This is a genomic window from Methanosarcina mazei S-6, assembly GCF_000970205.1.
In the GTDB taxonomy this organism is placed as follows: Archaea; Halobacteriota; Methanosarcinia; order Methanosarcinales; family Methanosarcinaceae; genus Methanosarcina; species Methanosarcina mazei.
The window spans coordinates 1-24,591 of the sequence record NZ_CP009512.1 but is presented as its reverse complement, the minus strand read 5'-3'; the positions used below and the strand labels follow the sequence as shown (position 1 = coordinate 24,591).

Annotated in this window: 18 protein-coding genes; 12 read left to right on the top strand and 6 right to left on the bottom strand. The window is 39.7% G+C overall.

Annotation, left to right across the window (positions count from 1 at the left end; genetic code table 11):
* Positions 1 to 1,348: 1,348 nt before the first annotated feature.
* Both MSMAS_RS00090 and rtcA read left to right on the top strand, forming a co-directional pair.
* On the top strand, positions 1,349 to 2,821 hold the full coding sequence (locus MSMAS_RS00090; protein WP_048046890.1) for an FAD-dependent oxidoreductase: 1,473 nt from the start codon (positions 1,349 to 1,351) through the stop codon (positions 2,819 to 2,821).
* A gap of 205 nt (positions 2,822 to 3,026) precedes the next feature.
* Positions 3,027 to 4,085 carry an RNA 3'-terminal phosphate cyclase gene (rtcA, locus tag MSMAS_RS00085; RefSeq protein WP_011033244.1) on the top strand — a complete coding sequence of 353 codons (1,059 nt, stop codon included), beginning with the start codon at positions 3,027 to 3,029 and terminating at the stop codon, positions 4,083 to 4,085.
* Positions 4,086 to 4,199: 114 nt separating this feature from the next.
* Here rtcA and MSMAS_RS00080 read toward each other — a convergent pair whose 3' ends face one another.
* Positions 4,200 to 4,823 (bottom strand): RNA 2'-phosphotransferase, encoded by a 624-nt coding sequence (locus tag MSMAS_RS00080; RefSeq protein WP_011033245.1) that lies wholly within the window; start codon positions 4,821 to 4,823, stop codon positions 4,200 to 4,202.
* A 787-nt stretch (positions 4,824 to 5,610) separates the two neighbouring features.
* Between MSMAS_RS00080 and MSMAS_RS00075 the strand changes: the two genes are divergently transcribed.
* The 6 genes from MSMAS_RS00075 to MSMAS_RS00050 all read left to right on the top strand — a co-directional run bounded on the left by MSMAS_RS00075 (position 5,611) and on the right by MSMAS_RS00050 (position 13,449).
* Positions 5,611 to 7,065, top strand: coding sequence for an OB-fold nucleic acid binding domain-containing protein (locus MSMAS_RS00075; RefSeq protein WP_048046252.1), 1,455 nt, complete (start codon positions 5,611 to 5,613; stop codon positions 7,063 to 7,065).
* 1,158 nt (positions 7,066 to 8,223) lie between these two features.
* Complete coding sequence (locus MSMAS_RS00070; RefSeq protein WP_011033247.1) at positions 8,224 to 8,859, top strand: CBS domain-containing protein; 636 nt, start codon at positions 8,224 to 8,226, stop codon at positions 8,857 to 8,859.
* 86 nt (positions 8,860 to 8,945) lie between these two features.
* A complete protein-coding gene (locus tag MSMAS_RS00065) occupies positions 8,946 to 9,740 on the top strand; it encodes a CBS domain-containing protein (RefSeq protein WP_011033248.1) in 795 nt (264 codons plus the stop codon).
* A gap of 256 nt (positions 9,741 to 9,996) precedes the next feature.
* On the top strand, positions 9,997 to 10,998 hold the full coding sequence (locus MSMAS_RS00060) for a CBS domain-containing protein (RefSeq protein WP_011033249.1): 1,002 nt from the start codon (positions 9,997 to 9,999) through the stop codon (positions 10,996 to 10,998).
* A 514-nt stretch (positions 10,999 to 11,512) separates the two neighbouring features.
* Complete coding sequence (locus MSMAS_RS00055; RefSeq protein ID WP_011033250.1) at positions 11,513 to 12,358, top strand: CBS domain-containing protein; 846 nt, start codon at positions 11,513 to 11,515, stop codon at positions 12,356 to 12,358.
* Positions 12,359 to 12,672: 314 nt separating this feature from the next.
* Positions 12,673 to 13,449 (top strand): CBS domain-containing protein, encoded by a 777-nt coding sequence (locus MSMAS_RS00050; RefSeq protein ID WP_175413363.1) that lies wholly within the window; start codon positions 12,673 to 12,675, stop codon positions 13,447 to 13,449.
* Positions 13,450 to 13,653: 204 nt separating this feature from the next.
* Here the strand turns inward: MSMAS_RS00050 and MSMAS_RS00045 are convergent, their stop codons facing one another.
* Positions 13,654 to 14,445 (bottom strand): TIGR00266 family protein, encoded by a 792-nt coding sequence (locus tag MSMAS_RS00045; protein ID WP_080503033.1) that lies wholly within the window; start codon positions 14,443 to 14,445, stop codon positions 13,654 to 13,656.
* 177 nt (positions 14,446 to 14,622) lie between these two features.
* Here MSMAS_RS00045 and MSMAS_RS00040 point away from each other — a divergent pair, with 177 nt between their 5' ends.
* The 4 genes from MSMAS_RS00040 to MSMAS_RS00025 all read left to right on the top strand — a co-directional run bounded on the left by MSMAS_RS00040 (position 14,623) and on the right by MSMAS_RS00025 (position 19,525).
* Positions 14,623 to 15,792 (top strand): RNA ligase, encoded by a 1,170-nt coding sequence (locus tag MSMAS_RS00040; RefSeq protein WP_011033253.1) that lies wholly within the window; start codon positions 14,623 to 14,625, stop codon positions 15,790 to 15,792.
* Between the two features lie 122 nt (positions 15,793 to 15,914).
* Entirely contained in the window at positions 15,915 to 17,399 is a 1,485-nt protein-coding gene (locus tag MSMAS_RS00035; RefSeq protein ID WP_011033254.1) for an IS1182-like element ISMma2 family transposase, read from the top strand.
* Positions 17,400 to 17,955: 556 nt separating this feature from the next.
* Complete coding sequence (locus MSMAS_RS00030; RefSeq protein ID WP_011033255.1) at positions 17,956 to 19,008, top strand: selenocysteine-specific translation elongation factor; 1,053 nt, start codon at positions 17,956 to 17,958, stop codon at positions 19,006 to 19,008.
* Positions 19,009 to 19,042: 34 nt separating this feature from the next.
* Positions 19,043 to 19,525, top strand: a complete 483-nt coding sequence (locus tag MSMAS_RS00025; protein WP_011033256.1) for a gamma-glutamylcyclotransferase family protein — start codon at positions 19,043 to 19,045, stop codon at positions 19,523 to 19,525.
* Positions 19,526 to 19,883: 358 nt separating this feature from the next.
* Here the strand turns inward: MSMAS_RS00025 and MSMAS_RS00020 are convergent, their stop codons facing one another.
* From MSMAS_RS00020 to MSMAS_RS00005, 4 genes are all read right to left on the bottom strand, one after another.
* Complete coding sequence (locus tag MSMAS_RS00020) at positions 19,884 to 20,657, bottom strand: sugar phosphate isomerase/epimerase family protein (protein WP_011033257.1); 774 nt, start codon at positions 20,655 to 20,657, stop codon at positions 19,884 to 19,886.
* Between the two features lie 113 nt (positions 20,658 to 20,770).
* On the bottom strand, positions 20,771 to 21,250 hold the full coding sequence (locus MSMAS_RS00015) for an RNA-binding domain-containing protein (RefSeq protein ID WP_011033258.1): 480 nt from the start codon (positions 21,248 to 21,250) through the stop codon (positions 20,771 to 20,773).
* Positions 21,251 to 21,447: 197 nt separating this feature from the next.
* On the bottom strand, positions 21,448 to 22,008 hold the full coding sequence (locus MSMAS_RS00010; RefSeq protein WP_011033259.1) for a dephospho-CoA kinase: 561 nt from the start codon (positions 22,006 to 22,008) through the stop codon (positions 21,448 to 21,450).
* 719 nt (positions 22,009 to 22,727) lie between these two features.
* Positions 22,728 to 23,972: an ORC1-type DNA replication protein gene (locus MSMAS_RS00005; RefSeq protein WP_011033260.1), complete on the bottom strand. Its 1,245-nt coding sequence runs from the start codon at positions 23,970 to 23,972 to the stop codon at positions 22,728 to 22,730.
* Positions 23,973 to 24,591 lie beyond the last annotated feature (619 nt).

Genomic DNA, 24,591 nt, shown 5'->3' with positions numbered 1-24,591 from the left:
TCCGGCTTCAGTCCACAGTATTTTTCTGACAGTAAAGGACCTGTTCAGTAAAGGACCTGTTATCTATCCCTGGAAACGTGCTGGAAACCGCAAAGAACCAGAGAATACAAAAATAATAGCAAAATCAGATTAAAACCAGGTCAGGGATAATACACCCTTGAAAGGCAGACTTCAGAATCGGTTATGCTGTGAGCCGGAAAGAGAAATTCCGGGTTGTCTGCACTGCCTTTTGTGCTTATGCCAGGAGAATCAAGCAGAAGGAATACTTCCTGACTATTATTTGATGAAAGTTCTTACCTGCAAGGTAATCGCCAGATCAATGACATTCTGGTTTTAAAGCTCTCACAGATAGAGCTGCTCTTCGACTTTCGATATAGTAAAAAGACACTTAACTCAAGGTGTCTTTCTTTACCTGCCCGAAGGTCTTCGCCCTAACATAAGCTTATTGAAGATCTGAAACAGCTTTCAGACCGATAAGTCAAATTACGTGTTTACAATTCAATTTCCTGATGTCTGAATACTTCCATAAGCGGGATTAAACTGAGGCGCCAGTGGCGCGAGTTTCCCTGAAGTCTTTTTCATCTTAAACAAGTATCTCTAAATGATAAGTGGTAAAGTGGTGAATGGAATGCATCAGGTTTATTGAAAGCACTTTTTGACTTTTATTTCATGGGTGATGTGGTGTATAAGGTTTTATCTGGACTGGAATATTAGCCCTGAATTGGTAATATGTATAATCTGAAATTTCTATCAAGTTTGCATACGTTTAGTACGTGAAATTCTTTACGGATCCAGTGTGATGAATGGATGAAATTGTTAATATATGATATGACCTGACAGAACAGCTCCCGCCCACCGGAAAACAACTTCGGCAAAACAGGAATCCTGTACGTCACATGTCTTAAATTCATATGTTTAATGCCTGCTGGCTTTAAGAACTTTGTGGTTCTTTAGGAAGTTGCTCAGGCCTGAATTTTTTAATTTATACTTGATAAATATAAGGATAGCAATTTTTCGTGAAGATACTTAAGATTCTAAAAATTACCGGATTGGAAAAATTTAGAAAAGTATATATAAAACAAAAGACGTCTAAAAATTTGAACGAGCGAGACAAATACACTGTTTTATATACTAACCCCCCCACTCCCAACTCGCTCGTTCAGACCCCCATTTAAACCGGTATATCCTGTTGTTTTCTTAAAATAACTTAAAATGGATGTTTTAATGGATATTTTAAGAAAAGATTCTAAAGGGAATTTTTTACAAGCAACCTGCCTTTAAAGAGCTTCTCAAGACTAATTTTGTATTTAAAAACATATAATAGGCGCGAAGCACCATTATGAAAAGCATGGGAAGCAATTCTGGTGCGAAAGGTACTGAAGATGGAAGTTCTCGAACAGAAGGCGAAATTCAGGAAAATATTTCCGAAAATGCCTCTTCAAATTCCCGGACAGAAAAAGAGTTTGCAAAAGTGGTCATTATAGGGGGAGGAGCCTGCGGGATGGCAACTGCAACAAAAATTCGAAGGCAGAGCGATTTTGATATAACCGTGCTTTCATGGGATTCCCATACTGCTTACAGTCACTGCGGAATTCCTTTTGTCCTTGGAAAGGAAATTGAAAGTTTAAAAAAACTGATTGTAAAGCCTCTCGCTTTTTTCAGGGAAAACAAAATTAATGTGAAACTGAACGAGAAAGTAACCTCAATCGATCTGAACGGGCAGGTCGTTATTACAGGGGAAGGAACCTATCCTTTTGACAGACTGGTTATTGCTACGGGGAGCCTGCCTTTTATACCCCGGGAAAGCAGGGCAAATATTTTACCTTATGGAATCTTTACATTGAGAAGCCTTGCCGATGGCATGCTATTTGAAAAAGCACTGGAAACTGCCCGGACAGTCTGCATCATAGGCGGAGGCACGATAGGAATAGAATGTGCCTCAGCTCTTACAAAACGGGGGATCAGGACTACTCTTATAACGCGGGGCAATGACCTGCTTACCAGGCAGTTTGATTCCGATATGTCTGCAATTGTCAGGGAACATCTTGAAAGTCTCGGGGTTGAAGTTATCACAGGGGAATCTGTAATTTTGCCTGAAAACTTCTGGAAACAAAAAACTCTGATTCTAAGGGATAGACAGCTTCCTGCAGACCTTGTGCTGCTGGCAACTGGTGTAAAACCCGAAACCTGGCTTTCCAGAGAAACAGGAATAACGATCGGGAAGGCAGGAGGAATAATTGTAAATGAAATGCTTCAGGTAAAAGCAGGAGAGAAATTTCTCTCCCATGTGTATGCAGGGGGCGAATGCGCTGAAGTTATTGACCTTATAACCGGAGAGTCAAGACTGAGCCAGCTTGGTACAACAGCAAGAAGTATGGCAGATGTGATAGGAAACAATATAACAGGCAAACATTCGACTTTCGGGCCTCTTGCTGACCCCTGGGTGGCAGTTGCCGGAGACCTTCAGTTCGGAGGAGTTGGGCTAACATCCGGTCAGGCTGAAAAACAGGGGATAAAGACTGTAACAGGCTTTTCCAGAGGGCGCACCAGAGCTTCTTACTATCCCGGTCGAAAAGACCTCTATATAAAGCTTCTTTTTAAAAACAACTGTCTTGCAGGAGCACAGCTTGCAGGAGGAGAAGGAATAAAAGAAAGGATTGACGCTCTTTCCCTGGCGATAAGAAAGGAAGCAACAATTAAAGACCTCCTCAACCTTGAAACCTGTTATGCTCCTCCGGTTTCCACGCTTGTTGATCCTCTTACCCCGGCTGTAAAAGCTGCAGCCAGAAACATGCGGAAAATTAAGGGTAAGGGAAATTAAGGCAACGAAAGAAGCCCATATAAGTAATCAGGCTGGATATGAGGTTAAATAGCAAAATTAAGGCAAATGAATGAAATCTGGATAAAAAGGAAAAATATTGAATGAAAACTAAAAAAAGGCTGAATTAGAAGCTGAATTAGGAGCTAAATTAGGAGCCGAATGAAAAGCCGAATGAAAAGTTAAGTGAAATAAACGGGAGTGGAAAATGATAGAAATAGACGGTTCTTACGGGGAAGGAGGTGGGCAGTTAGTCAGAACTGCTGTTGCCCTTTCTGCAGTTACAGGGGAAGAAATAAAAGTTACGAATATAAGAGAAAACAGGCCAAATCCGGGCCTGAAACAGCAACACCTTAAAGCTCTGGAAACTGCAGCAAAGATTTGTGGGGCACGGGTTTCAGGGCTTTCTCAGGGCTCCTCGGAATTATTTTTTGCTCCAGTGGAAATAAAGGGGGGAAAGTATAATATTGATATCGGGACCGCGGGGAGCATAACCTTGCTTTTGCAATGCATTATGCCAGCCCTGCCTTTTGTAGAAGAAAAGGTAGAGTTAACAATCAGAGGCGGGACTGACGTTGCATGGTCTCCGACAATCGACTACCTGAAGCATGTAACCCTCAGGGCACTTGAACAATTTGGATATGCGGGCAGCGTAACCCTGAAAGAGCGCGGCTACTATCCGAGAGGCGGAGGAAGTGTTTCAGCTGTTTTTGAGCCCTGTAAACTTCATGGTTTTCATTTCAGGAAAACTGAAGGAAATAAAAAAACAGAAAGTAACCCGGTGGGAGAAGGTTTGAAGGGAGAAAAAAGCATGATGGAAGAAATTATTGGAGTTTCACACGCATCTAACCTTCCTGCACATGTACCGGCCCGCCAGGCTGAATCTGCAAGGTCCCTGTTTCTTGAAGCCGGATATGATGCCCGGATAGATGTCAGTTCCTCCGAATTTTTCTCCACAGGAAGCGGAATAACTCTCTGGAAGGGCTATTGCGGGGGAAGTGCCCTTGGAAAAAAGGGGCTGCCTGCTGAAAAAGTAGGCAGGCAAGCTGCGGAAGAAGTTATTAAAGAACTCAGGGCAGGAGCTGCTGTGGACATTCATCTGGCAGACCAGTTAATTCCCTATATGGCACTTGCTGGCAACAGTTCCTTTACTGTCCGTGAGCTGACCCTGCATGCTGCGACTAATATCTGGGTGACAGAACAGTTTCTGGATGTGAAGTTCAAAATAAAGGAAAAGGAAGGCCTTTTTGAAGTATCTGTAGGCTGATAAAGATAAAAAGCAAAGAAACTGTAAAGAAAAAAGCAGAAAAAATAATACTGAAATACAAAGAAAATGTAAAGGATAGAAAAATAATACTAAAAGTAAAACAGTAAGAAGAGATTAGTCCTCAAGTACAAACAGGTAATCAGGAGGTATTTTTTCTGCAAGTACTATATAATCCGTTGCAAGCTTCAGAGAAATTCCGTCTTCCTGAGCTCTGAAGGCATCAACCTGCAGAATCACAGGACTTTCAGTGTGAATAAGGGCAACTTCGGCTGCCTTTTCGTATGTGGTACTGAGATGCACATAACGCTGTTTAATAGGGAAAATTCCATTCTCAAGAAGGACATCGACTTCTTCAGGGCTTGCACCATAGTAAACGTAAGGAGTATCACTTTCGTCGTAGTCAAGGTCAACGTTGACTGAATGTCCGTAACGCGCTCTAATCATGGGCCCGCTGATCTGATATCTTCCTTTTTCATCAGACTCGACAAGGGCATAAAGATATTCTTTTCTCATCCAGTTATAACGCTTTTTCATAACCTCGCAGAAAGCATTAAGGTCTATCCAGCCGTACTTATCCATTTTAACTCCTGCAGATGCCGGAAAATGACGGAGAGTTCCCGATACAAACCTTCCAAGCTTTTCTTCTCTGCCATCGTCAAGCACGTATCTTCCAGGGCGTTTACACTGCTGACAGCTGCCTCCTCTAAAATAGCCGTGATCAGTGCATTTTCGAATCATGATATCACGTACATAATGAAACTTTACCATAAATAAGGTTTTGTTTTAATTAACTTTATTTCTTAAAACTGGTTTTTGAAAAGAACTTGAGATATTCAACCTTATCAAACAGATTATACTATAAATCTACTATAAAAGTACCGGTATAAAGCACTGGCATAAACCATACAACACTCAAAAATGCTTCCCGAAATTAGTATTTTCATTTCACATACAGAATACTTTCACCCTGCTTACGGTAATCTTTAGTAAGACGCCTTACATACCGTATCAAGGGATCTTTAAAAAGTGTTGAACTTTAGAAATAATCGAAAAGTGGACTTACCATATAATTTAATTTTCAGGGATATTCTTATTATGCATTAGTGAAAGGACGTATAGAATCTGTGGACGTATAGAATCTGTTATTCTCACCATGAGATTGAGAAATATTTTAACTTAAATTTGAATATATCCGATTGAATTTTTATATCAATCCTGACCTGGAATATATTGAACTTCCAGAAAGCTTCATATATTCAAAAATTCTGCATCTTGAACTAAAACTCACATCTAATTGAACTAAAACTCACATCTAATTGAACTAAAACTCACATCTAATTGAACTTAAAACTCACATCTAATAAATCACACAATAAATAAAGCTCACATTAACACTCTATCAGGGATAAACACCTGATTTTAGGGTAGACACATATATTGAATAAAAGTACTACCAGAAGTACACCAGTAATTGCAAGTAAGACACCAGTAATTGCAGTAAGCACTAACGATTTAAGGGAGCAACATGACCGATATTGAAACTATTTATAAGAAGCTCAGCCACGTCATAAGTAAAGAGGATTTCCTGCAGCGCATACAGGAAAAAGTAGAGAATATGGGAGGGCTCTGTGATGAGACAATGGCTGCCATGCTGGTAGCCAATGAGCTGGGATTCTCGGATGCAGGCAGAGATAGCATAAAGATAGAAAACATTACCCCCGAAAGCGGACCTGTTAACTTTATTGCAAGAATTATTTCTGTTTTCGATACCAAAGAATTCACAAGGAATGACGGGACTATAGGAAGGGTAGGAAACCTTATTGTTGGGGATGAGACCGGAAAAGTAAAGTTAACCCTGTGGGACAATATGGCAGACCTTATTAAAATGGGAAAAATAAAGGCAGGGCAATCCGTTCAGGTCAGTGGATTCGCAAAGCAGGGATATTCCGGAGTGGAAGTTAATATTGGTAACAATGGAGTCCTGACAGAAAGTGAGGAAGAGATCGATGTTGTTTCAAATAGTTATAAAATAAAGGATATAAAGGATGGCATGGGAGACATCAACCTTAACGGAAAGGTACTGGAAGTCTCCGAGATCAGGACATTCCAGAGAAAAGACGGGAACAGCGGGAGGGTAGGAAACCTGATGCTGGGAGACGAAACAGGTACGCTCAGGGTAACACTCTGGGATGACAAAACTGATTTTTTAAGCCAGGTTGAATATGGGGATAGTATAGAGCTGATTAATGCTTATGCCCGCGAAAATGCCTTTAGCCAGAAAGTAGAGTTGCAGGTAGGAAACAGGAGTATAATCAGGAAAAGTGAAAAGAAAATTGAATACGAAGAAGAATTTACTCCTATTGATGATATAAAAGCTGATATGAATAATATAAATATCTCAGGAAGGATCCTTGATATCTCGGAAGTCAGGACTTTCGAGAAAAAAGATGGATCCACTGGGAGAGTAGGAAATGTCCTTCTGGGCGATTCTACAGGCAAAATAAGACTGACGCTATGGGATGAAAAAACTGATATTCTTGAAGAAATTGACTTTGATGAAACAGTTGAAGTCCTTAACGCTTATTCGCGGGAAAATACTTTCAGCCAGCAGGTTGAACTCAACCTTGGAGCCAGAGGAATAATTCAGAGAAGCGAAAAGAAGGTCGAGTACAGGGAGAAATTTACCGATATAGCCGATATCATCCCCGGAGAAAGCTATTCTGTACAGGGAAAAGTTGCTGAGATTGGAGAGCTCAGAGAATTTGAAAAAGAAGACGGAACCGAAAATGTTGTTGCAAATCTCCAGCTTAAAGACGATACAGGCAGCATCCGACTGACACTCTGGGGAGAACAGGCATATGTGATAGAAGACCTTGACATAGATTCCGAAATCCAGATCATCGATGCTTATGCCAGGTACGGGCTGAACGAAGAAATAGAACTGAGTGTTGGAAACAGGAGTAGACTGATTATCCTCTGATCATTCCCCTGTTTTCTGTTTATTAAAGCTTTCTCATCACTTTATTTCTTTCCTGCTTACTCACTTTCTGCTTTTATTTGGCATGAAAGTGCTCTCAAGTACTTTCATTTTTTGGGCATGTTATTCGAAGAATATCATGTGTGTTTTTATCTTATTTGTTATCTATTATATACTCTATCTATTTCATCTGTTTTCGATTTCGCCTGATTTTATTTTTATCTTATTTGTTATTTAATTTTATTCTCCGCCGATTCATCTGTTTTCTATTCATCTGTTTATTTTCACTATACATTGACTTTTACTTTATATATTTATTTAACATTGAGCTTTTACAGCTTTTAATTTTTATACTTATATTTTGCTGGAGGAGCATTGGATTCTATCCAGATTTTTACATTATGTTTTTGTCTGAATTTACTGAATTTGTCAAGATGTCAATTATTTTCACCTTATACTAACATACTTATTTTCGGCTAATCCCTTCAGGATTTTTTGTATTTTTCAAAAGATATTTGCAAATTTACACTCAAATAAATACAAGCAAAAAAGTAAAAAAGTAAATTCCAGTAGAAATATAGGGGTTAGAAAGATTTCCTGTGAGAAAAATCAATAGCGTTCTAAATATAATTAAGAATGTTTTATTCTTTTTAACAATTTTTAAAAAAGAATATTTCCCACCTGCTACTTCCCCCTAATATTTTTTCTACATGACTCGATATTTTTCATTCTGAGCAAAAATCTCCAGTGGAAATAAGGGGGTTATTAAAAAATTCCTGACTGACTTTAAGAAATTGCGCTTAAAGAAGACATAAATCTCAACCTTAAAAAAGAGACTCAGCGCCGTCTTAGAGGAAAATTTAGATCATGCTAAAAAGGAATGCCGTTATCATTATGTACCATTGACTCGTATATATTAAGTGTCATAAAAAGGTCTCAGAAGTGCGGGAAAGAGATTTACAGGAAAAAACCGGAAAGATACTTAAAAGAAGGATTTTACCGATAACCAATTTTTCAGGATTCCTTCCAGAAAAGTAACAAATGGGGAAGTTTAAAAGAATCTGGAAGTATTTTCCACAGGAAATTGAAAACCTGGAAGGGCTTTAAAGAGAGGATTTATCGGTTCTGGGTGCTGAACAGGTAAAGGGGGAACTGCAGCCAATGGTACAAGACCCTGAAAGGGAAACAGTTACTGGTATTCACAACAGAGAAATTGAGAGGGAGGTCTCAGTTGCAGAAATTATGAATAAAGCAGTTATAACAATGGATATTAATTCAGATATTCCTGCTATTGCAAAGGAAATGGTAGATCGTGATGCAGGAAGCGTTATTATCACAGAAAACGGAAAGGCAATGGGGATTATAACTGAAAGAGACCTTGTGAAGAGCGTCATTGCCGGGGACAGAAAACCAAGTGAAGTGGACACAAGTGAAATCCTTTCCACTCCTTTACTTACTGTCGACCCCACGACCAGTATAGTTGAAGCTGCGAAAATGATGTTGAGAGCAAATGTTAAGAGGCTGCCAGTCCTGGAAAACGGGGCAATCATAGGGGTGATTTCGAATACAGATATCCTGATGATAACTCCAGGTCTCAATACGATTCTCAAAGATCTTATTGATATGAATAGAGAAGCTCTTTTCTCAACCCCTTCAGCTGAAGAAATATCGGAATCAGAAGACTTCAGTACTGGAGTATGTGAGTCTTGCAATGTTTTCTCATATGACCTCAGGTTTGTTGACGGGAGGTACTTATGCGGGAACTGCAGGCAGGAGGAAGGAGAGGATTACGAATGAATCATTAAACCGCAATCACGAGTGAATTGTAAGCTTGAAATCTTGACTGTCAATTTTCTGTTTTAATAAGGAGAGGAAGATAAACAATGAATGTCAGCGAGATTATGACAGAAGAGCCCGTAAGTATCAAAGAAGGGGATTTTGTAACTCACGCCCGCCAGCTGATGCGTGATTACTTCTTTCGGGGTATTGTTGTCGTGGATGAGGGAAACAGGCTCGTAGGAATGTTAAACGACCAGGACATCATGAATGTTACATCCACACGTTCAAATGTGACAGTGAGCGGATATGCGAGGCAGTCTCCTACCATCACTCCGGACATGGATCTCGTAAAAGCTGCAAAATTAATGGTACAATCGAAACAGAACAGAGTTCCGGTTGTCAAATCAACAACAGACCGCACGGTTGTTGGAATTCTCAGTGATGTGGATATTCTCAGAAATGTGGAACTCCCCAGAAATATTTCGAAAACCATAGAAGCTATCATGACAAAAAAAGTCAAGACCTGTTCTCCAGATGAAAGGGTATCAAAAGTCTGGAATTATATGATAGAAACGGATTATACCGGCATTCCGGTAGTTTCAAAGAAAGGGGATCCCATTGGGATGATAACAAGAAGGGACATAATTAAGTCAGGCGCTTTAAGAATGGCTATAGAAGACGAGCGGGCAACAAGACCGAACGAAAGTCCCAAAGTTGAGAAGATTATGTCAACTCCTGCTTATACTTTATCGGAGAATGATTCAATAAAAAGTGCAATTGACATAATTGTTCAGCGTGATATAGGAAGAATTACTGTTGTGAATGAACAGGGTAAAATATCCGGAATCGCTGACAGACAGGATCTTCTGGAGTCTGTTGTTAAAGGCTGGAGTGAATAATCCTGAAAAATATAGAAAGTAGGTTTCGCGCAAAAGCATTATAACGATTAAAGATTATAAATAATAAAGATTACAGATTGGAAAACAAGAGTAAGTGTTAGAAAAGATTCGAGAGAAGATTGCTTTAAGGCTTTGTCTGTCTCCGACGCTGTCTACGGTCCTGAGGTTGTAATTGGATCCTCAGGAAAGTTCCTGCTAATATGCAGGTAGAGTAAAAACGGAAGATGAAAAAAGCAATTAACTGCAACTCGATTCGGTGATCCTATTGAGCAAAAATAAGACATTTGTACCAGTCGAAAAAATGAATGTTCAGCCAAATCTGAACAAGTCAAGCAAAAAGTCGCAGCAGAAGGACCCACATATGGTCAGCAGCAGGGGTACAATGAGAATTGGCCCTGATTTTAAGTCCCGAATTTCAGAACATGAGGGGAAAATTCTTGCCCTGGCAACAAGAAATGTGGTAACACTCCCTCCTACTGCAACCATTATGGAAGCAATAAAAATTATGACTGAAAGGAGATTCAGGCGTATTCCTATTACAAATGCAGGAACAGGGAGGCTGGAAGGAGTAATTACTTCTGTTGATATCATTGATTTCCTGGGAGGCGGCAGCAGGAATCTCCTTGTCACAAACCGTTTTAAAGGCAACCTTCTAGCTGCAATAAACGAAGAGGTACGGCAGATCATGGATACCAATGCTGCATACATCCATGATCAGGCAGACTTTAAAGAAGCCGTCAAAACAATGCTTGAAAGGAGGACCGGTGGCCTGCCTATAGTAAACAGTGAAATGCAGGTCGTCGCAATCTTTACCGAAAGAAATGCCGTAGAATTAATGGCCGGGCTTGTGACAAATAAAACTGTTGATGAGTATATGACTAAAAATGTCACAATGGTAACGACAGATACTACTATAGGGCAGGCTGCAAAAGTCATGGTGCAGAATAGATTCCGAAGGCTTCCCGTGGTAAAAGACGGGATCTTTGCAGGAATAGTTACCGCCTCGGATATCGTTCATTTCATGGGAAAAGGAGATGCATTCAGCAAACTCACAACAGGGAATATTCATGAAGCTCTGGACCAGCCTGTAGGCTCTATTATCTCAAAAGAACTGATCTGGACCAGCCCTGGCACAGATATGGGGAAGGCTATGGAAATTATGCTCGAGAAAAAGATAGGTTCGCTTCCGATTCTGGAAGAGGGAATGCTACGTGGTATTATTACGGAGAGCGATTTCCTGAGAGGTTTTGACTTTTAACGGGAGTTTTGACCAGGCTCAAATGAAAATTCCAGCGAACAGGAAAAGGTGTGTGTCGAACCTGATAGCTTGGTAAAAACAGAAAATTTCTGTTAAAACTTCTGCTAAAATGAACCATAACCGATAAGCCAGAATTAACCTTTAGCCAGAATTAACCTTTAGCCAGAATTAACCTGGAAGTTTAATAAAAAAGGATCCGGGTAAAACTTCAATAAAGATCGCAGGGAGGAAAATTTTTAGCTGGACAGACCAGAATAAATTCCATATTCTGGATATATCTGTATCCTGGAGCGTAGCTGGTCTTAGAATTTGCCTTCAACCAAGATATTTTTCTATCAGCCTGTAACCCCATGAAGCATAGATGGGTCAGGTCATATAAATTAAAAAATACGGCAGATGCTGACAAAACATTGGAATCAAAAGGAATGTTTGTAACAAGGATTACAAAGTTCAACTTCATTCAAAAACTATAATTATTAATACTTATATATTGTAAAAGTGAAGGAGGTATTTAATGAATGTGGCGGACATCATGAGTTCACCTGTGTACGTTATAAACATAGATGAACCCGTGTCACATGCAAGAAATCTGATGTTAAGACACAGAATCAGTACATTGCTTGTCCTGAACGAGGGCAAAATGGTGGGAATCGTCACGAAAACAGACATCACCAACCGTCTGGCTCAGGCAGAACCTCTCTGGAGGAGACGGCCGATAGACCAGATTCCTATAAAGTTGCTGATGACAGAGTCCGTAATCACTATCTATCCCGAGGCCTCCATTTCCCAGGCAGTGACGTTGATGCTTGAGAACGGAGTACATAACATTCCTGTGGTAAAAAACGATGTTGTGGGTATTATCACCAGGACAGATATTGTGCGTTATGTTGCTGAACACGCAGACGAAATAGAAACTAAAATTCCCAGGCTGATGACCGAGGATATTGTTTCTGTTCACAGGCACCACACAATCAACCACGTTATAGACGAACTGAATAAAAATGAAATTGAACGGGTAATCGTTAAAGATGATGCAGGAAAACCGGTTGGGTTGGTTTCAAGGAGAAGCCTTGCCTTAAACCTGTTAACTGATAATGAAGGCAAACTTTCAACAAAAAGTATTAAGATGACGCGGAAGTCTTCTCCTGCAGGTCAGAAAACTTACAGGTATGTAAAAGAAGTGCCTTTAATAGCAGAAGACATTATGATTTCTCCAATAATGTCCATAGATGTGAACGAGAAAATTAGCAATGCTGCAAAAAAACTGATTGAAGAAGGGATAAACGCTCTTCCTGTCAGTGATGGTGAAGATATAATAGGAATGCTTAGCAGAACCGATATCATGAAAGCTGTACTCTGAAAAGGTGCTCCGATAGTAGATTAAAAAAGAGATCCTTAAAAGATATCCGGTTCATAATAAGTAAAAGAGGAGCAAAACACCTTTAAAAGTGTAAAAACTAATTAATTATGATAGTAAATCCAAAGCAGCAAGTATTATGCGGAGGTATATACGGTAAAAGAACGAAAAGAAGCTGGCTAACAGCAAAAGAAGGATGCAAAGCAAAAATTAGAAAAATGGATGTATTAAGGTCTGTAAAAACGCGAGAACGTCTTTAAAACGTAAATTGCGGAGAATTGAAAATTAAAACTCTGGATACGCATGAGGTGAAATGCATGCAAGTTAAAGACATAATGGTACAACCACACAAGATTGATAAGTCAGACACCATATCTCACGCTCTTGATCTCATGGAAAAGAAAGACACAAAGCGCCTGCTGGTAGTCCACGACAACCAGATAATTGGAGTGCTTACTATGAGAAGTCTGACAGAGCAGCTCGGAACTCGAAGAAAACAGAGCAAACCCGCATCCTCTTTGCATGTCGCTACAGCCGTATCCGACAATTTCGTGAAAGTTTTGCCAGATACTGACACCAGGGATGCCCTTACCCTGATGAAAAAGAAGGGAGGCGTGATTATCGTCAGTGAAAATGGAAACGCACTGGGCTGGGTGACCCCACAGGAGCTCATAAAAGAAAACCGTTTCACAGGCTTTGTCGGGGAAGTAATGGAAAAATACCCGATTACTGTCAGTCCTTCAGACCGTGTAAGCCACGCCAGGCGCCTGATCCTTGATAAGAATATTGGAAGACTACCGGTTATTGAAAACGGAAAGCTTGTAGGAATCATTGCAGAGGATGATATCGCTTTTGCGATGCGCTCTTTCAGGGATCTTGTAGCTGACAACCAGCAGGACTCCAGAATTAAAAACCTGCTTGTCGGAGACATAATGACCCGCAGTGTGGTCAGTGTGCATACCAATACCCCTCTTTCAGATGCGGTAAATACCATGCTGGAACATGATGTTGGAGGTGTTCCTGTCCTTAATCTGGAAGAAGAGCTCGTTGGTTTCCTAGCACGCAGGAACGTCATAAACACGATTCAGGAATGAAACTCTGAAGAAGAAAAGAGAGAAAGAAAAAGGTCTGCCTTGAGAGGCAGTCCTTCCTGAATTTCAATAATTTCTTATCGGGTAAATTCTATTTTAATATTCTTTTTTGCCGATTACGGGTCTTTATGAAATTATAAATTCATTATCAGTTTTTATTTCTATTATCAGTTTTAATAATTTTTATTAGCTAGGATTGTTTCCGTTTTAGAAGGATTTGTCTCCTCCAAGAAGACCTCCAAGTATGTCACTTCCACCAATGCCACTGCGTTCTTCCCTGTTTTGCCCGTAAGCAGAAGCTGCAAAAATTCTGTCAGCAAGACGTGAGAAAGGTAGACTTTGCATGTACACTGTACCTGGACCTGTCAGGGTAGCAAGGACTACTCCTTCACCACCAAAGAGCGCATTTTTGAAATCTCTGGACCATGTTATGTCATAAGTCACATTTTCTGTAAAAGCTGCTACGCATCCGGTATCAACCTTGTAGGTCTCACCCGGAGCCAGATCTTTTCTTATAACCGTGCCTCCGATATGAATAAAAGCCAGTCCGTCACCCCTCAGTCTCTGGAGAATAAAGCCTTCACCACCGAAAAGCCCTGCACCCAGTTTGCGGGTAAAAGCCAGTTCCACCTCAATACCTTTAGCAGCGCAGAGAAATGCATCCTTCTGGCAGAGAATACTGCCTCCGAATTTGGAAAGGTCAAGTGGGAGAATTTTGCCTGGGTAAGGAGCTGCAAAAGCTACGTGCCCTTTTCCGGAGCCTTTATGAATAAAACTTGTAATAAAGAAGCTTTCGCCTGTTAAAGCTCTTTTCAGGCCTTTTTTCAGGCCTCCAAAGAGTCCTCCGCCTTCGTTGCCCATACCTGTCTGCATTAGAATTCCGGGCCCCATGTATGCCATAGCTCCAGCTTCTGCCTGAACAGCCTCGCCCGGGTCAAGTTCGATCTCAACGATCTGCATTTCATTGCCAATAATTTCGTAGTCGATATCGTCAGCTATTTTGTAGCCTCCTTATTTACATTAAAATTAAACTACAGGAGAAATTAGAAGTCACATATTTAAAAAGTTTCTTGATGATTAATCTTTGTAAATTAGATAAGTCTACGCAAGTAGACAAGTTCCGAAACACTGTAAGGAATGACAACTTATTTTACGCTCGAAAACAGATAAATAAGTATGAAAAGAGGGGATGAGGAAATAGATTCTGGCTTTGTTGAGCGGCTGGCTGGATTTCTGGGATTTGATGAAGAAAGAGTTCAACACCTTTTTGAAAAAATCTATCTTGCGAGAAATTGGGGGAAACATGACTATTTATTCCGTTTTGACAAGGAGATTTCTCGCATAGAAAGAGGTACGGTACTTTACGAAAAGGGAGACTCGTTTGAAGTAATTATGGGTTTTCCCAAAATCCGGAGAGCTATGGTACTGGACCCCACTCTAAAGAAACATTTCAGCGGGCTTGAGAAGATAACTGTAGAAGAAAAGATGAACGGGTATAATGTCAGGGTTGCAAAAGTAAAAGACGATATCCTGGCAATTACCAGAAGCGGCTATATTTGCCCCTATACTACTGAAAAGGCAAAAGAGAAGCTTGACCTGAAGTTTTTTGATGACTTCCCCGAACTTGTGCTTTATGGAGAAATGCTGGGCCCTGACAACCCCTATGTCCCAAAAGAGATCTACGGCATTGACTCCGTGGAGTTCTATATCTTCGATATTCGGGAAAAAAATACTGGAAACCCTCTTCCAATAAGCAAGAAACACGAAATTCTGGAAGAATATGGTTTTTTGCAGGTTGAATGTTTTGGAGAATTTCCCCTTCATACAGCTGCAGAACAAATTACTAAAATAATCCGGGAACTCGGGAAAAAAGAACACGAAGGAGTGGTAATAAAAGATCCTGATATGATTCTTGCTCCCCTGAAATACACCTCATCCCAGAGCAACTGTTCTGACCTCAGGCACGCCTTCAGGTTCTATAATGAAGCAGGCAGGGACTATATGCTCCCCAGGATTGTTAGAGAGGGGTTCCAGACGGTTGAATGGGACGAAAATGAAGCCGAATTCAAAAAGCGTTATATGCAGCTGGGGGAAAGTATCCTGAGACCCCTGAGAGAGTCTATCCAAAGTGTAAAGAACGGACAGAGGCTCTATGAAGAAGTCAGAATCCGTGTAAAGGACCCGAAAACTGCAACAGAATTCGAGAATTACCTCAAAAGGCTTGGAGTGGATGCTATCTTTGAAGAACCACAGCCTATAGGAAATGAATACCTGATAAACATCAAAAAAATCAATAAAAGCACCAATGATAAAACTCAGGCGATCTGGGAAGGAGAACTCTGGTAATAGGACTCACCTGCTAATAAAGTATATTTTCCAGGTTGTCTCAAAACTATACCTGATCGCACATTTGGGTCAGAAACCCGTAATCTTTATCTTTTTTACAAAACTAAATTCCAGTGTTTCCCATGTTTAGAAAATACGATCAAAAGCAGCAGTTTTTACTTCCATTAAACCTGGAAGATTTTGTTCCTGAAAATCATCTCGCCCGAGTACTAAACGACATCGTAGATGTCGTTGATATCACTGCTATTGAATCCACTTATTCTAAGGAAGGCTGCCCAGCCTATCATCCAATAATTCTTTTAAAAATATTACTTTATGGTTATCTTATAGGCATTAGAAGTTCACGTAAACTGCAACAAATGACTCAAACTGATACTGCATTTATGTATCTGGCAGCCATGCAAAAACCTGATTTTCATACTATTTGTCGATTCCGTTCAACTCACCTTGGTCCTATTAAAGAGATATTTTCCCAGGTTGTCACTTTTTGTAAAGAAATGGATATGATTGGTTCCAGTATCTCGATTGACGGAACAAAGATCAAGGCAAATGCTTCATCAAGACAAAGCAAGAGTTCGGATTCTCTCGAAAAAGAAATAGATCGGATACTAAAAGAGAGTATTGAGACAGATAAGTATGAAGATGAAATTTATGGTGACTCAACACCATATCAGATTCCAGAAGAGCTAGTTGACAAGAAGAAAAGATTAGAGAAGATTAAAAACGCTAAGAAGAAGCTTGATGAAGAAAAGCTGAAAAAAGTAAACATCACAGACAACGATGCTCGAATTATGAAATATAAAGATGGGAGCAAGAAACCTTCATACAACTGTCAGGTTGCTGTTGACGAAAAGGAACAAATTATCGTTGCAGCAGACGTTGTCAACGAAGAAAACGACCTGCATCAAGTAGAACCAATGATACAGAATGTAAAAAATACACTGGGATATAAACCAACAATCGTGCTTGCAGATGCAGGTTATTTTTCATATGAGAATCTGGAATTTTTACAGAAAGAAGGAATTGATGCTTATATTCCTGACAACTTCTATAAAGCTGAAAAAGAAGGAAAAACCAGGAAGTTCAGAAAGTCTCTTTTTAAATACGACGAAGAAAAAGACTGCTATTATTGTCCTGCTGCTTTTGAAATTCCCTTTTCAAGAATACAAAAGAGGAAAGGTGAACCTGATTTAAGGTATTATGTCTGTAGTTATTGTTCTCAGTGTGTGTTGAAAAATGCATGTACTGAGAGTGGAAAAAGGACGATTACAAGAGATCCTCGAGAACATTTAATGGAGGATATGAGGGCTAAACTGAACACAGAAAAAGGTACGGAAAAGTATCAGAAAAGAATGTCTACCGTAGAACCTGTGTTTGGTCAAATGAAACAGGATAGAGGGTTTAGGGAATTTCTGTTGAGAGGAATAAGGAAAACAGGAATTGAATTTGTTATGATATGTACCGTACACAATATAAAGAAAATAGCAGATTTCATAAAAAGACAAGGGAAAAACCTGAAAGAAATGCTGAAAATGATAGTTGGAGGAGAAAGTAAAGGATGGAATAAGAGGAGAATTCAAGCAAGAATGACAAATACGCTATGTTGAGCTATGAAAATTTACTTTTTCTTGTTGAAATGAAATAAAAATTGAAAGGGCATTACCCAATTGTAGAATTAAAAATGGTTTTGAGACTACCTGTTTCGGTTATTTTTGATATTTTACGATTATTTTTGATATGTTTTGTTTTCCGGATTGATTTCTTTCTCTCATTTTTCTCTTTTTTTTTCTCTTCTTGATAACAGTGCGAAAAGAAATATATTGAAGTATATTAATACCAGTGGCAGCTACAAAGTAGCAAAAGCCGTAGTCTAAAAGTCGCAGCTTTAAAATGAGTAAAGTAAGTTATAGTTTCAAAAAGTTGCTGTTTCAAAAATATTAAACACCATGATCCATTAACATCAAGATTCATTAATATCAGGATCATTAATATCAGGATCATTAATATCAGGATCATTAATATCAGGATTCTGCGCATAAAGATTTGATTAACCTTTAGATTCAATTAACCTGCATTCAAAACACACTCACATTTCCAGATTCTGGAAATACTCTCATACATATCATTTATTTAGAAAACATTAATCCAGAAAGGGGACTCAAAATGGCAAACGTTGCAATTATAGGGACAGAAAAAAGCGGCAGGACCTCCCTTGCCGCAAACCTTGGGAAAAAAGGAACTTCCTCTGATATAACAATGTACAATAATGATAAAGAAGGCCGTAACATGGTTTTTGTGGATGCCCATAGCTACCCGAAAACCCTGAAATCCCTGATTACGGCACTGAATATATCTGACATTGCAGTCCTGTGCATCCCTCCTCAGGGTCTGGACGCCCACACTGGAGAATGTATCATTGCCCTGGACCTGCTGGGCTTTAAACATGGGATCATTGCCCTGACAAGGTCGGACAGCACTCACATGCATGCTATTGATGAACTGAAAGCAAAGTTAAAAGTGATCACTTCAGGGACTGTACTTCAGGACTGGGAATGCATTTCCCTCAATACAAACAAAAGTGCCAAAAACCCTTTTGAAGGCGTGGACGAACTTAAAGCCAGAATCAATGAAGTGGCAGAAAAAATAGAAGCCGAAAACGCAGAACTTAACAGCCTGCCTGCCAGGATCTTTATAGATCACGCTTTCAATGTCACAGGCAAGGGATGTGTTGTCCTGGGGGTTGTAAAGCAGGGTATATCAAAGGACAAAGACAAAACCAAAATTTTTCCGCTTGACAGGGATATCGAAATCCGCTCTATCCAGAGCCATGATGTGGACATCGACAGCGCTCCCGCCGGTACGAGGGTGGGTATGCGCCTGAAAAATGTCCAGGCAAAGGACATAGAAAGAGGCTTTATCATTTCCGATAAAGAAATCGTAACTACCGATTACACTCTGGAATGTACGGTCTCAAAATTCACAAAAAAGATAGAGCCTGCGAGCGTGCTTCACCTTTTTGTCGGGCTTCAGTCCGAACCTGTGCGCGTTGAAAAGATTCTGGTTGACGGAAACGAGGTAGAAGAGGCAAAACCGGGTAGTACCTGTGTACTGGAACTTTCAGGAAACAAAAAGCTTGCCTACAGCAAACAGGACCGCTTCCTGCTTGCGAACCTCGACCTGACTCAGAGATTTGCAGCTTACGGTTTTTCAAAATAATATCTTACAGAAAAAGTCCGGAGAAGGGAAAAACGTGGCTCAGGGGACAGAGAAGACTCTTTACGGGAATGTCTTTCACAGAAATATTTGCTGGCAGCGCTCTTACGAAAGAGTGGAGGGCGAAGAGATCATAATGGCGCTTTACGGCAGCCTTAGAGATGGACTTTATAACAGCCGCCGCTTAAACCTTCCAAACAGGTCAGACTTTCTCGGGATAACAAGAATCAAAGGATATGCCCTTTACTCCCTGGGCCCTTATCCGGCTGTCTACTCGGCTGAAAACGGTTCTGTTGTTGCAGAAGTGCGCCGGTTTTCAGGAAAAAAGCAGCTTGAGGTCGCAAAGTCCATTGATTATATGGAACTTTTTGGCGGTTATCACAGGGAATATGTTGACCTTGAAATAGAGCAGCAGAAGGTAAAAGGTTTAATTTATGTTTACGATGAAAAACCCGAAACTGAAGTAATAGAGCACGGGGATTGGATAAAATACCTGAATGAAAAAGGATCATCTGAATAAAGAATCTGAATAAAGAATCTGAATAAAGAACGTAGTGTGGAAGGATCGGAATAAAGAAAAAATAAGAAAATAAAATAGGTGTAAGGCACTAGTGTCGCGTCAATCCTCAAAGATTAAAGAATTTGAGTAGCTATAACCGACTATATATGACATTTTACTGCTGACGCGACACTAGATTATATCTGAATATTACAGAAAATTGTAACAGAATGTATCTGAATATTACAGAAAATAACAACAGAATATTAGAGGGATCAGAGTATTAGAGGAGATAGAAAAGGAATCAGAATTTACAGAAAACAGAATATTAGAAAAATCAGAATATTAGAATAACCAGAATATTAGAGGAACCAGAATATTACAGTTTTCTTAAAAACTCAAGGCTTTTGATACCTTCTTCAATAGAAGCCATTTCGGTAACAAAAATTCCTTTGTAATTTGAGAGCCTGTCCATAATATGCTTCCAGTCTATGGTGCCATCTCCAATGGGCAAATGCTCATCTTTTTTCCCCATGTTGTCATGTATATGCACATGGGAAATCCGATCCCCAAGCTGGTCCAGAAATTCATCTATAAGTCCAACTGTATTTGCATGCCCGACGTCAAAGGTAAAACCAATGTTGTGGCTCCCGACAGCGTCGAGCATCTCCTCCATTTCATCGGGATATTTACCAAAGATCTTTGGAAGGTCTGGCATGTTTTCGACAGCTATCAAGACCCCGAGATCGGCTGCAAAATCACATAATTCCCTGATGGAAGCAAGGTTTGTCATATAAGCTTGCTGTGGGACCTGTGCTCCATAAGGAGAGAGATATCCCGGATGTACCACAGCGAGGTTCACATAGTTAGAGGCAAGGGTCAGATAATGCTTCATCTGCCTGAGGACTTCTGCGCGGATTGAGTCATTCAAGCCTGCAAGGTTCATATCCGAAAAGGGCAAGTGCAGGGTCAGTTCCAGGCTGGTGGTATCATAAATATTTTTCAGGTTCTGAACGGTTTTACTGCTCAGGCACTGTGACCCCTCCTGTACAATCTCCCAGCCTGTGTACCCGTAATCTTCTAGCGTGTAGGCCCATTTAAACGGATCTTCGACTACCGACCGTGATGAATAACTGATCCTGCTCAGCTGCATGATGTCTATTCAGCCCCTTTAATCAATATTTATTATAAAGCTTCATTATCCAGATCCTGTACTGAACTTTGAGACATTTACTGAACCTTTAGACTTTAGCTTCTTTTCTAACTTTAGCCCCTTTCCACATAGTCCATTTCCACTTCAGCAACCGGAACTCCTTCTTCGGTAAGAGGCAAAAGCCATTCAAAAAGCCTTTCCATTTCTTCGGAAGAATCTGCCCTGATAGTGACTTCGATGGAGCCTAGAGGTTCTTTTTCAGCAGGAACGCTTGGAATTCCGACAAAAGCCGCCTGTTTGTTGAGCAAAAAACTGACTGAAAGCCCTTCACTGGAAAGTCCTTTATTGAAAACCTTGTTACGGATACTATCTATAATTTGCTCTCTACGAATAAGTCCGTGCAGGGTAAACAGGAGGTCAAGTCCTCCTTCACCTGTGATACGGAAAGAAGGAGAAATTCCCTTTTCGGGCTCTGGTGAGCTAAAATTTTCTTTCTGGAGTTCTACCCCTGTAAAAAGCCCTGAAATTGCTTTAATAACCTTTTCAGGATCTTCTGTCGGATATACAGATGCTGAAATATTTACACTTATCATGAGTGTACTCCAATTTATATTTAAGTTTTTGATTCTTGAAACGTCATTTATAGAGCTTATTCTTAAATTCTATTCTTGAATATTATTCTTGAATACCTTCTACCAGCTTTTTTCTTTAGATTATTGGGATTATTTGAGATTGTTTGAGATTATTAAAAATTGTTAGAAATTGTTAGAGATTATTGAGGTTATTTGAATTATTTTTCCAGATCAGCCTCTAAATAGTTACTCAAAACGTCTCTAACATCTTTTCTGAAAGTCTCAAGCGTGAAGTTATTTTCAATTTCTACATTGGAAGCATCTATGGCTTCTCCCATGCCCCAGCTGAGTTCCCTTTCATCTCTATGGCGAAGGCCTTCGATACTGTTCATATCGTCACTTCTCCCCCTCTTCTGTACCCTGGAGAAGCGTACTTCAATGGGAGCGTAAATGGAAATCAGGATAAAGCCTTTTCCGAATTCCTTCCTGAAACACTCAACTTCAGCAATCCCGCGCACACCGTCCACAACTACAAGTTCCGAGCCTGTTTCTCTTATTTGAGAAATACATCTTCTGGCAACAGCACCCATGCCTTCATGCTTGCGAAGATCTGTTGCAACCATTCCGGTATTGGAATCATTGGGTTCAAGCCCACGCTTCAGTACTTCCTTCCTGATAACGTCACCCATAATTATAACAGGGATCCCCATCTCAGCAGCAATCCTGGAAGCCTCGGATTTCCCAGAAGCTGGCATGCCTACAAACGCAATTATCTTCATCAAAAATTACCTTTTAAATCTGAATACCTGAATTTTAGTTATAAGTTTGAGAGATAAATCTGAATTAGATTCTTAATAAAGTTTTACCTTCAATAAATTTTATCATCAATAGTGTTCAGTTTCAATAAAGTTTGAGCTGCACTCCATAAAAACTCTAAGCTCAATTCAACGAGTTTAGATTACGAACTACTAATTTTGATAAAATTTAAATAAATCACTAATTTTAATAAAACTTGAATAGTACGATATTATGCAGTGTACGATGTGAATGATGCAGATCGTATTGAAATATGATGCCTGAAATACGCATTGGATGTGAACTGCAGCACTATGTATACTCCTAGTCAAACCACAGGATCATATATATTATTTCCTGAAAAACCGAGGATATTTTAAGAATTAAAATCGGACTATTTCCAGAAGAATTGAAGTAAAAAAGTGGAAAGAAGTTCACGAAAGAAGAACTTTTATTAAATCAACTTAGAGAAATCATGATAGAGAAATCAAGACAGAGAAATCAAGAATGTCTGGAAAGGTCAGGCCTCTTAGAGAATCCAAAATATATGGAAAGATCAGCCGTCTTAAAGAATCCAGAATATAGGAAAAGCCGGATCAAAAACTAATCCGCACTTTCCAGGATTTACTCGGTATTAAAAATTATTTAAAAAATGTTTATTTTAAAAGTGTTTACAAGAATATTATGTTGCTAGAACATAATGTTATGAGAACATTTTATTGAACACTGAAGCCTTGAAATCTACAAGGGGTTTAAGTCTGTAGTCTTCAAGAAGTACTTTGCGGGTGTTTTCTACGGGAACACTCAAAGAGATTTCTTTTGTCCTTCCGTAACGTCCTTTGCTTACCACCACAGCATTGACTATCCCGAGCATGTCAAGTTCTGACATCAGGTCAGTAACCCTGCGCTGGGTAAGAATATCCACATCAATGTGATGACAGAGCTGGCGGTAAACATTATACATTTCGCCGGTTGTGACATTTTTGCCTTCTCTTCCCCTGTTTCTGAGCAGGATGATGCTGTAGAGCACAAGCTTGGACTGGGTGGGAAGGGTCCGCACAACTTCCACGACACGGTCGATTTCAATTTTCTCCTGCGCGCGCCTTACATGTTCTTCAAGAACCTGGGGCTGGTTTTCTCTCTCAGCAATTTCTCCTGAAACTCGCAGAAGGTCAAGCGCACGGCGGGCATCACCGTGTTCCTGAGCTGCAAAGGCTGCACAGAGCGGAATTACCATTTCGCCCAGGACTCCGTCATTGTAAGCCATTTTAGCCCTCTGTTTCAGGATATCACTGATCTGTTCAGCATCATAAGGCGGAAAAATAAGTTCTTCTTCGCCCAGAGAACTTTTAACTCTCGGGTCGAGAAATTCCGTGAATTTGAGGTCATTGGAAACTCCAATCATGCTAACCTTGGCTTTCCTTAAATCGGTATTAATCCTTGAAAGATTGTAAAGAACATCGTCGCCTTTTTTTATCAGCTTGTCAATTTCATCAAGAATGATAATAATAACCTGTTCCCTTGAATCGATTGCTTCTTTAAATTTCATAAAGACCTGATCCGTGGGCCACCCGGTCATAGGGACCTCTTCTTCAAAATGCCTGGCAAGGTTTGCAAGAAGCCGATACTGGGTGTCGATCACTTCACAATTAATATAAACAACAGAACAGAAAATTGATTTGTCTTCACTTACTCTTTCGAGCTCTTTTCCTACATATCTGGTCACTGCGGTTTTTCCTGTCCCTGTTTTTCCGTAAATCAGGACATTTGAAGGAGTTTCTCCCCTGAGCGCGGATACCAGGATGGTTGCAAGGCTGTTTATCTGGTCGTTTCTGTGTAATAACAGATCCGGAGTATAAGAAGGACGAAGGACTTCTTTATTTTTGAAAATTGACTTTCCGTCAAGTAATTTTTCGAACAAGCCGTCTAATGATTGAGCCTTTATCATAATGACCCTCTTAATAAAAGTTATAATATCATGGATTTGTTATAATATCTGGATTTAACGGGTTAGGATAGCCTAACATATAGCTGACATAATATGCAGAGTTATTAATGCAAAGTAAATAAGCCGTTTAAGAAAATACGGTCTAAAGAATGTTTTTCTCTTCTCACTTCAAATACTGCATAGTTAAACTCTACATAGCAAAGATATTTGGGAAGGTTTAACTGCTATTTTTTAAAGTGTTTTTTATTCTCAGTTTCTGGAAATTCTGAAATCCCAAAATATTATTTTTGTATAACCTTAATAAGTGAACATAAATAATAATAGATTCACAGGGGAAGAATGGATAGACAAATGCATGTTTCTTAAAGTTAATGCCTGAAATTTTTATTCAAGGGATACTAATAACACGCTGAAAAGTCAGTTGCGCACTTTAAAGTATCTCTTAATCCCTGATTGAATGTGTATTCGGAACATTCTTTAGCTAAAATTTTAGCTAAAATTTGTATATAAGCATCCAATTTCAGTTCACATTTGCAGTAGATGCAATGGAAGTACACGGTATTAATAGTTATGGTAAAGACCCCTTTGTTTCCACTGGAACAGTTATTTGCCTTAAATA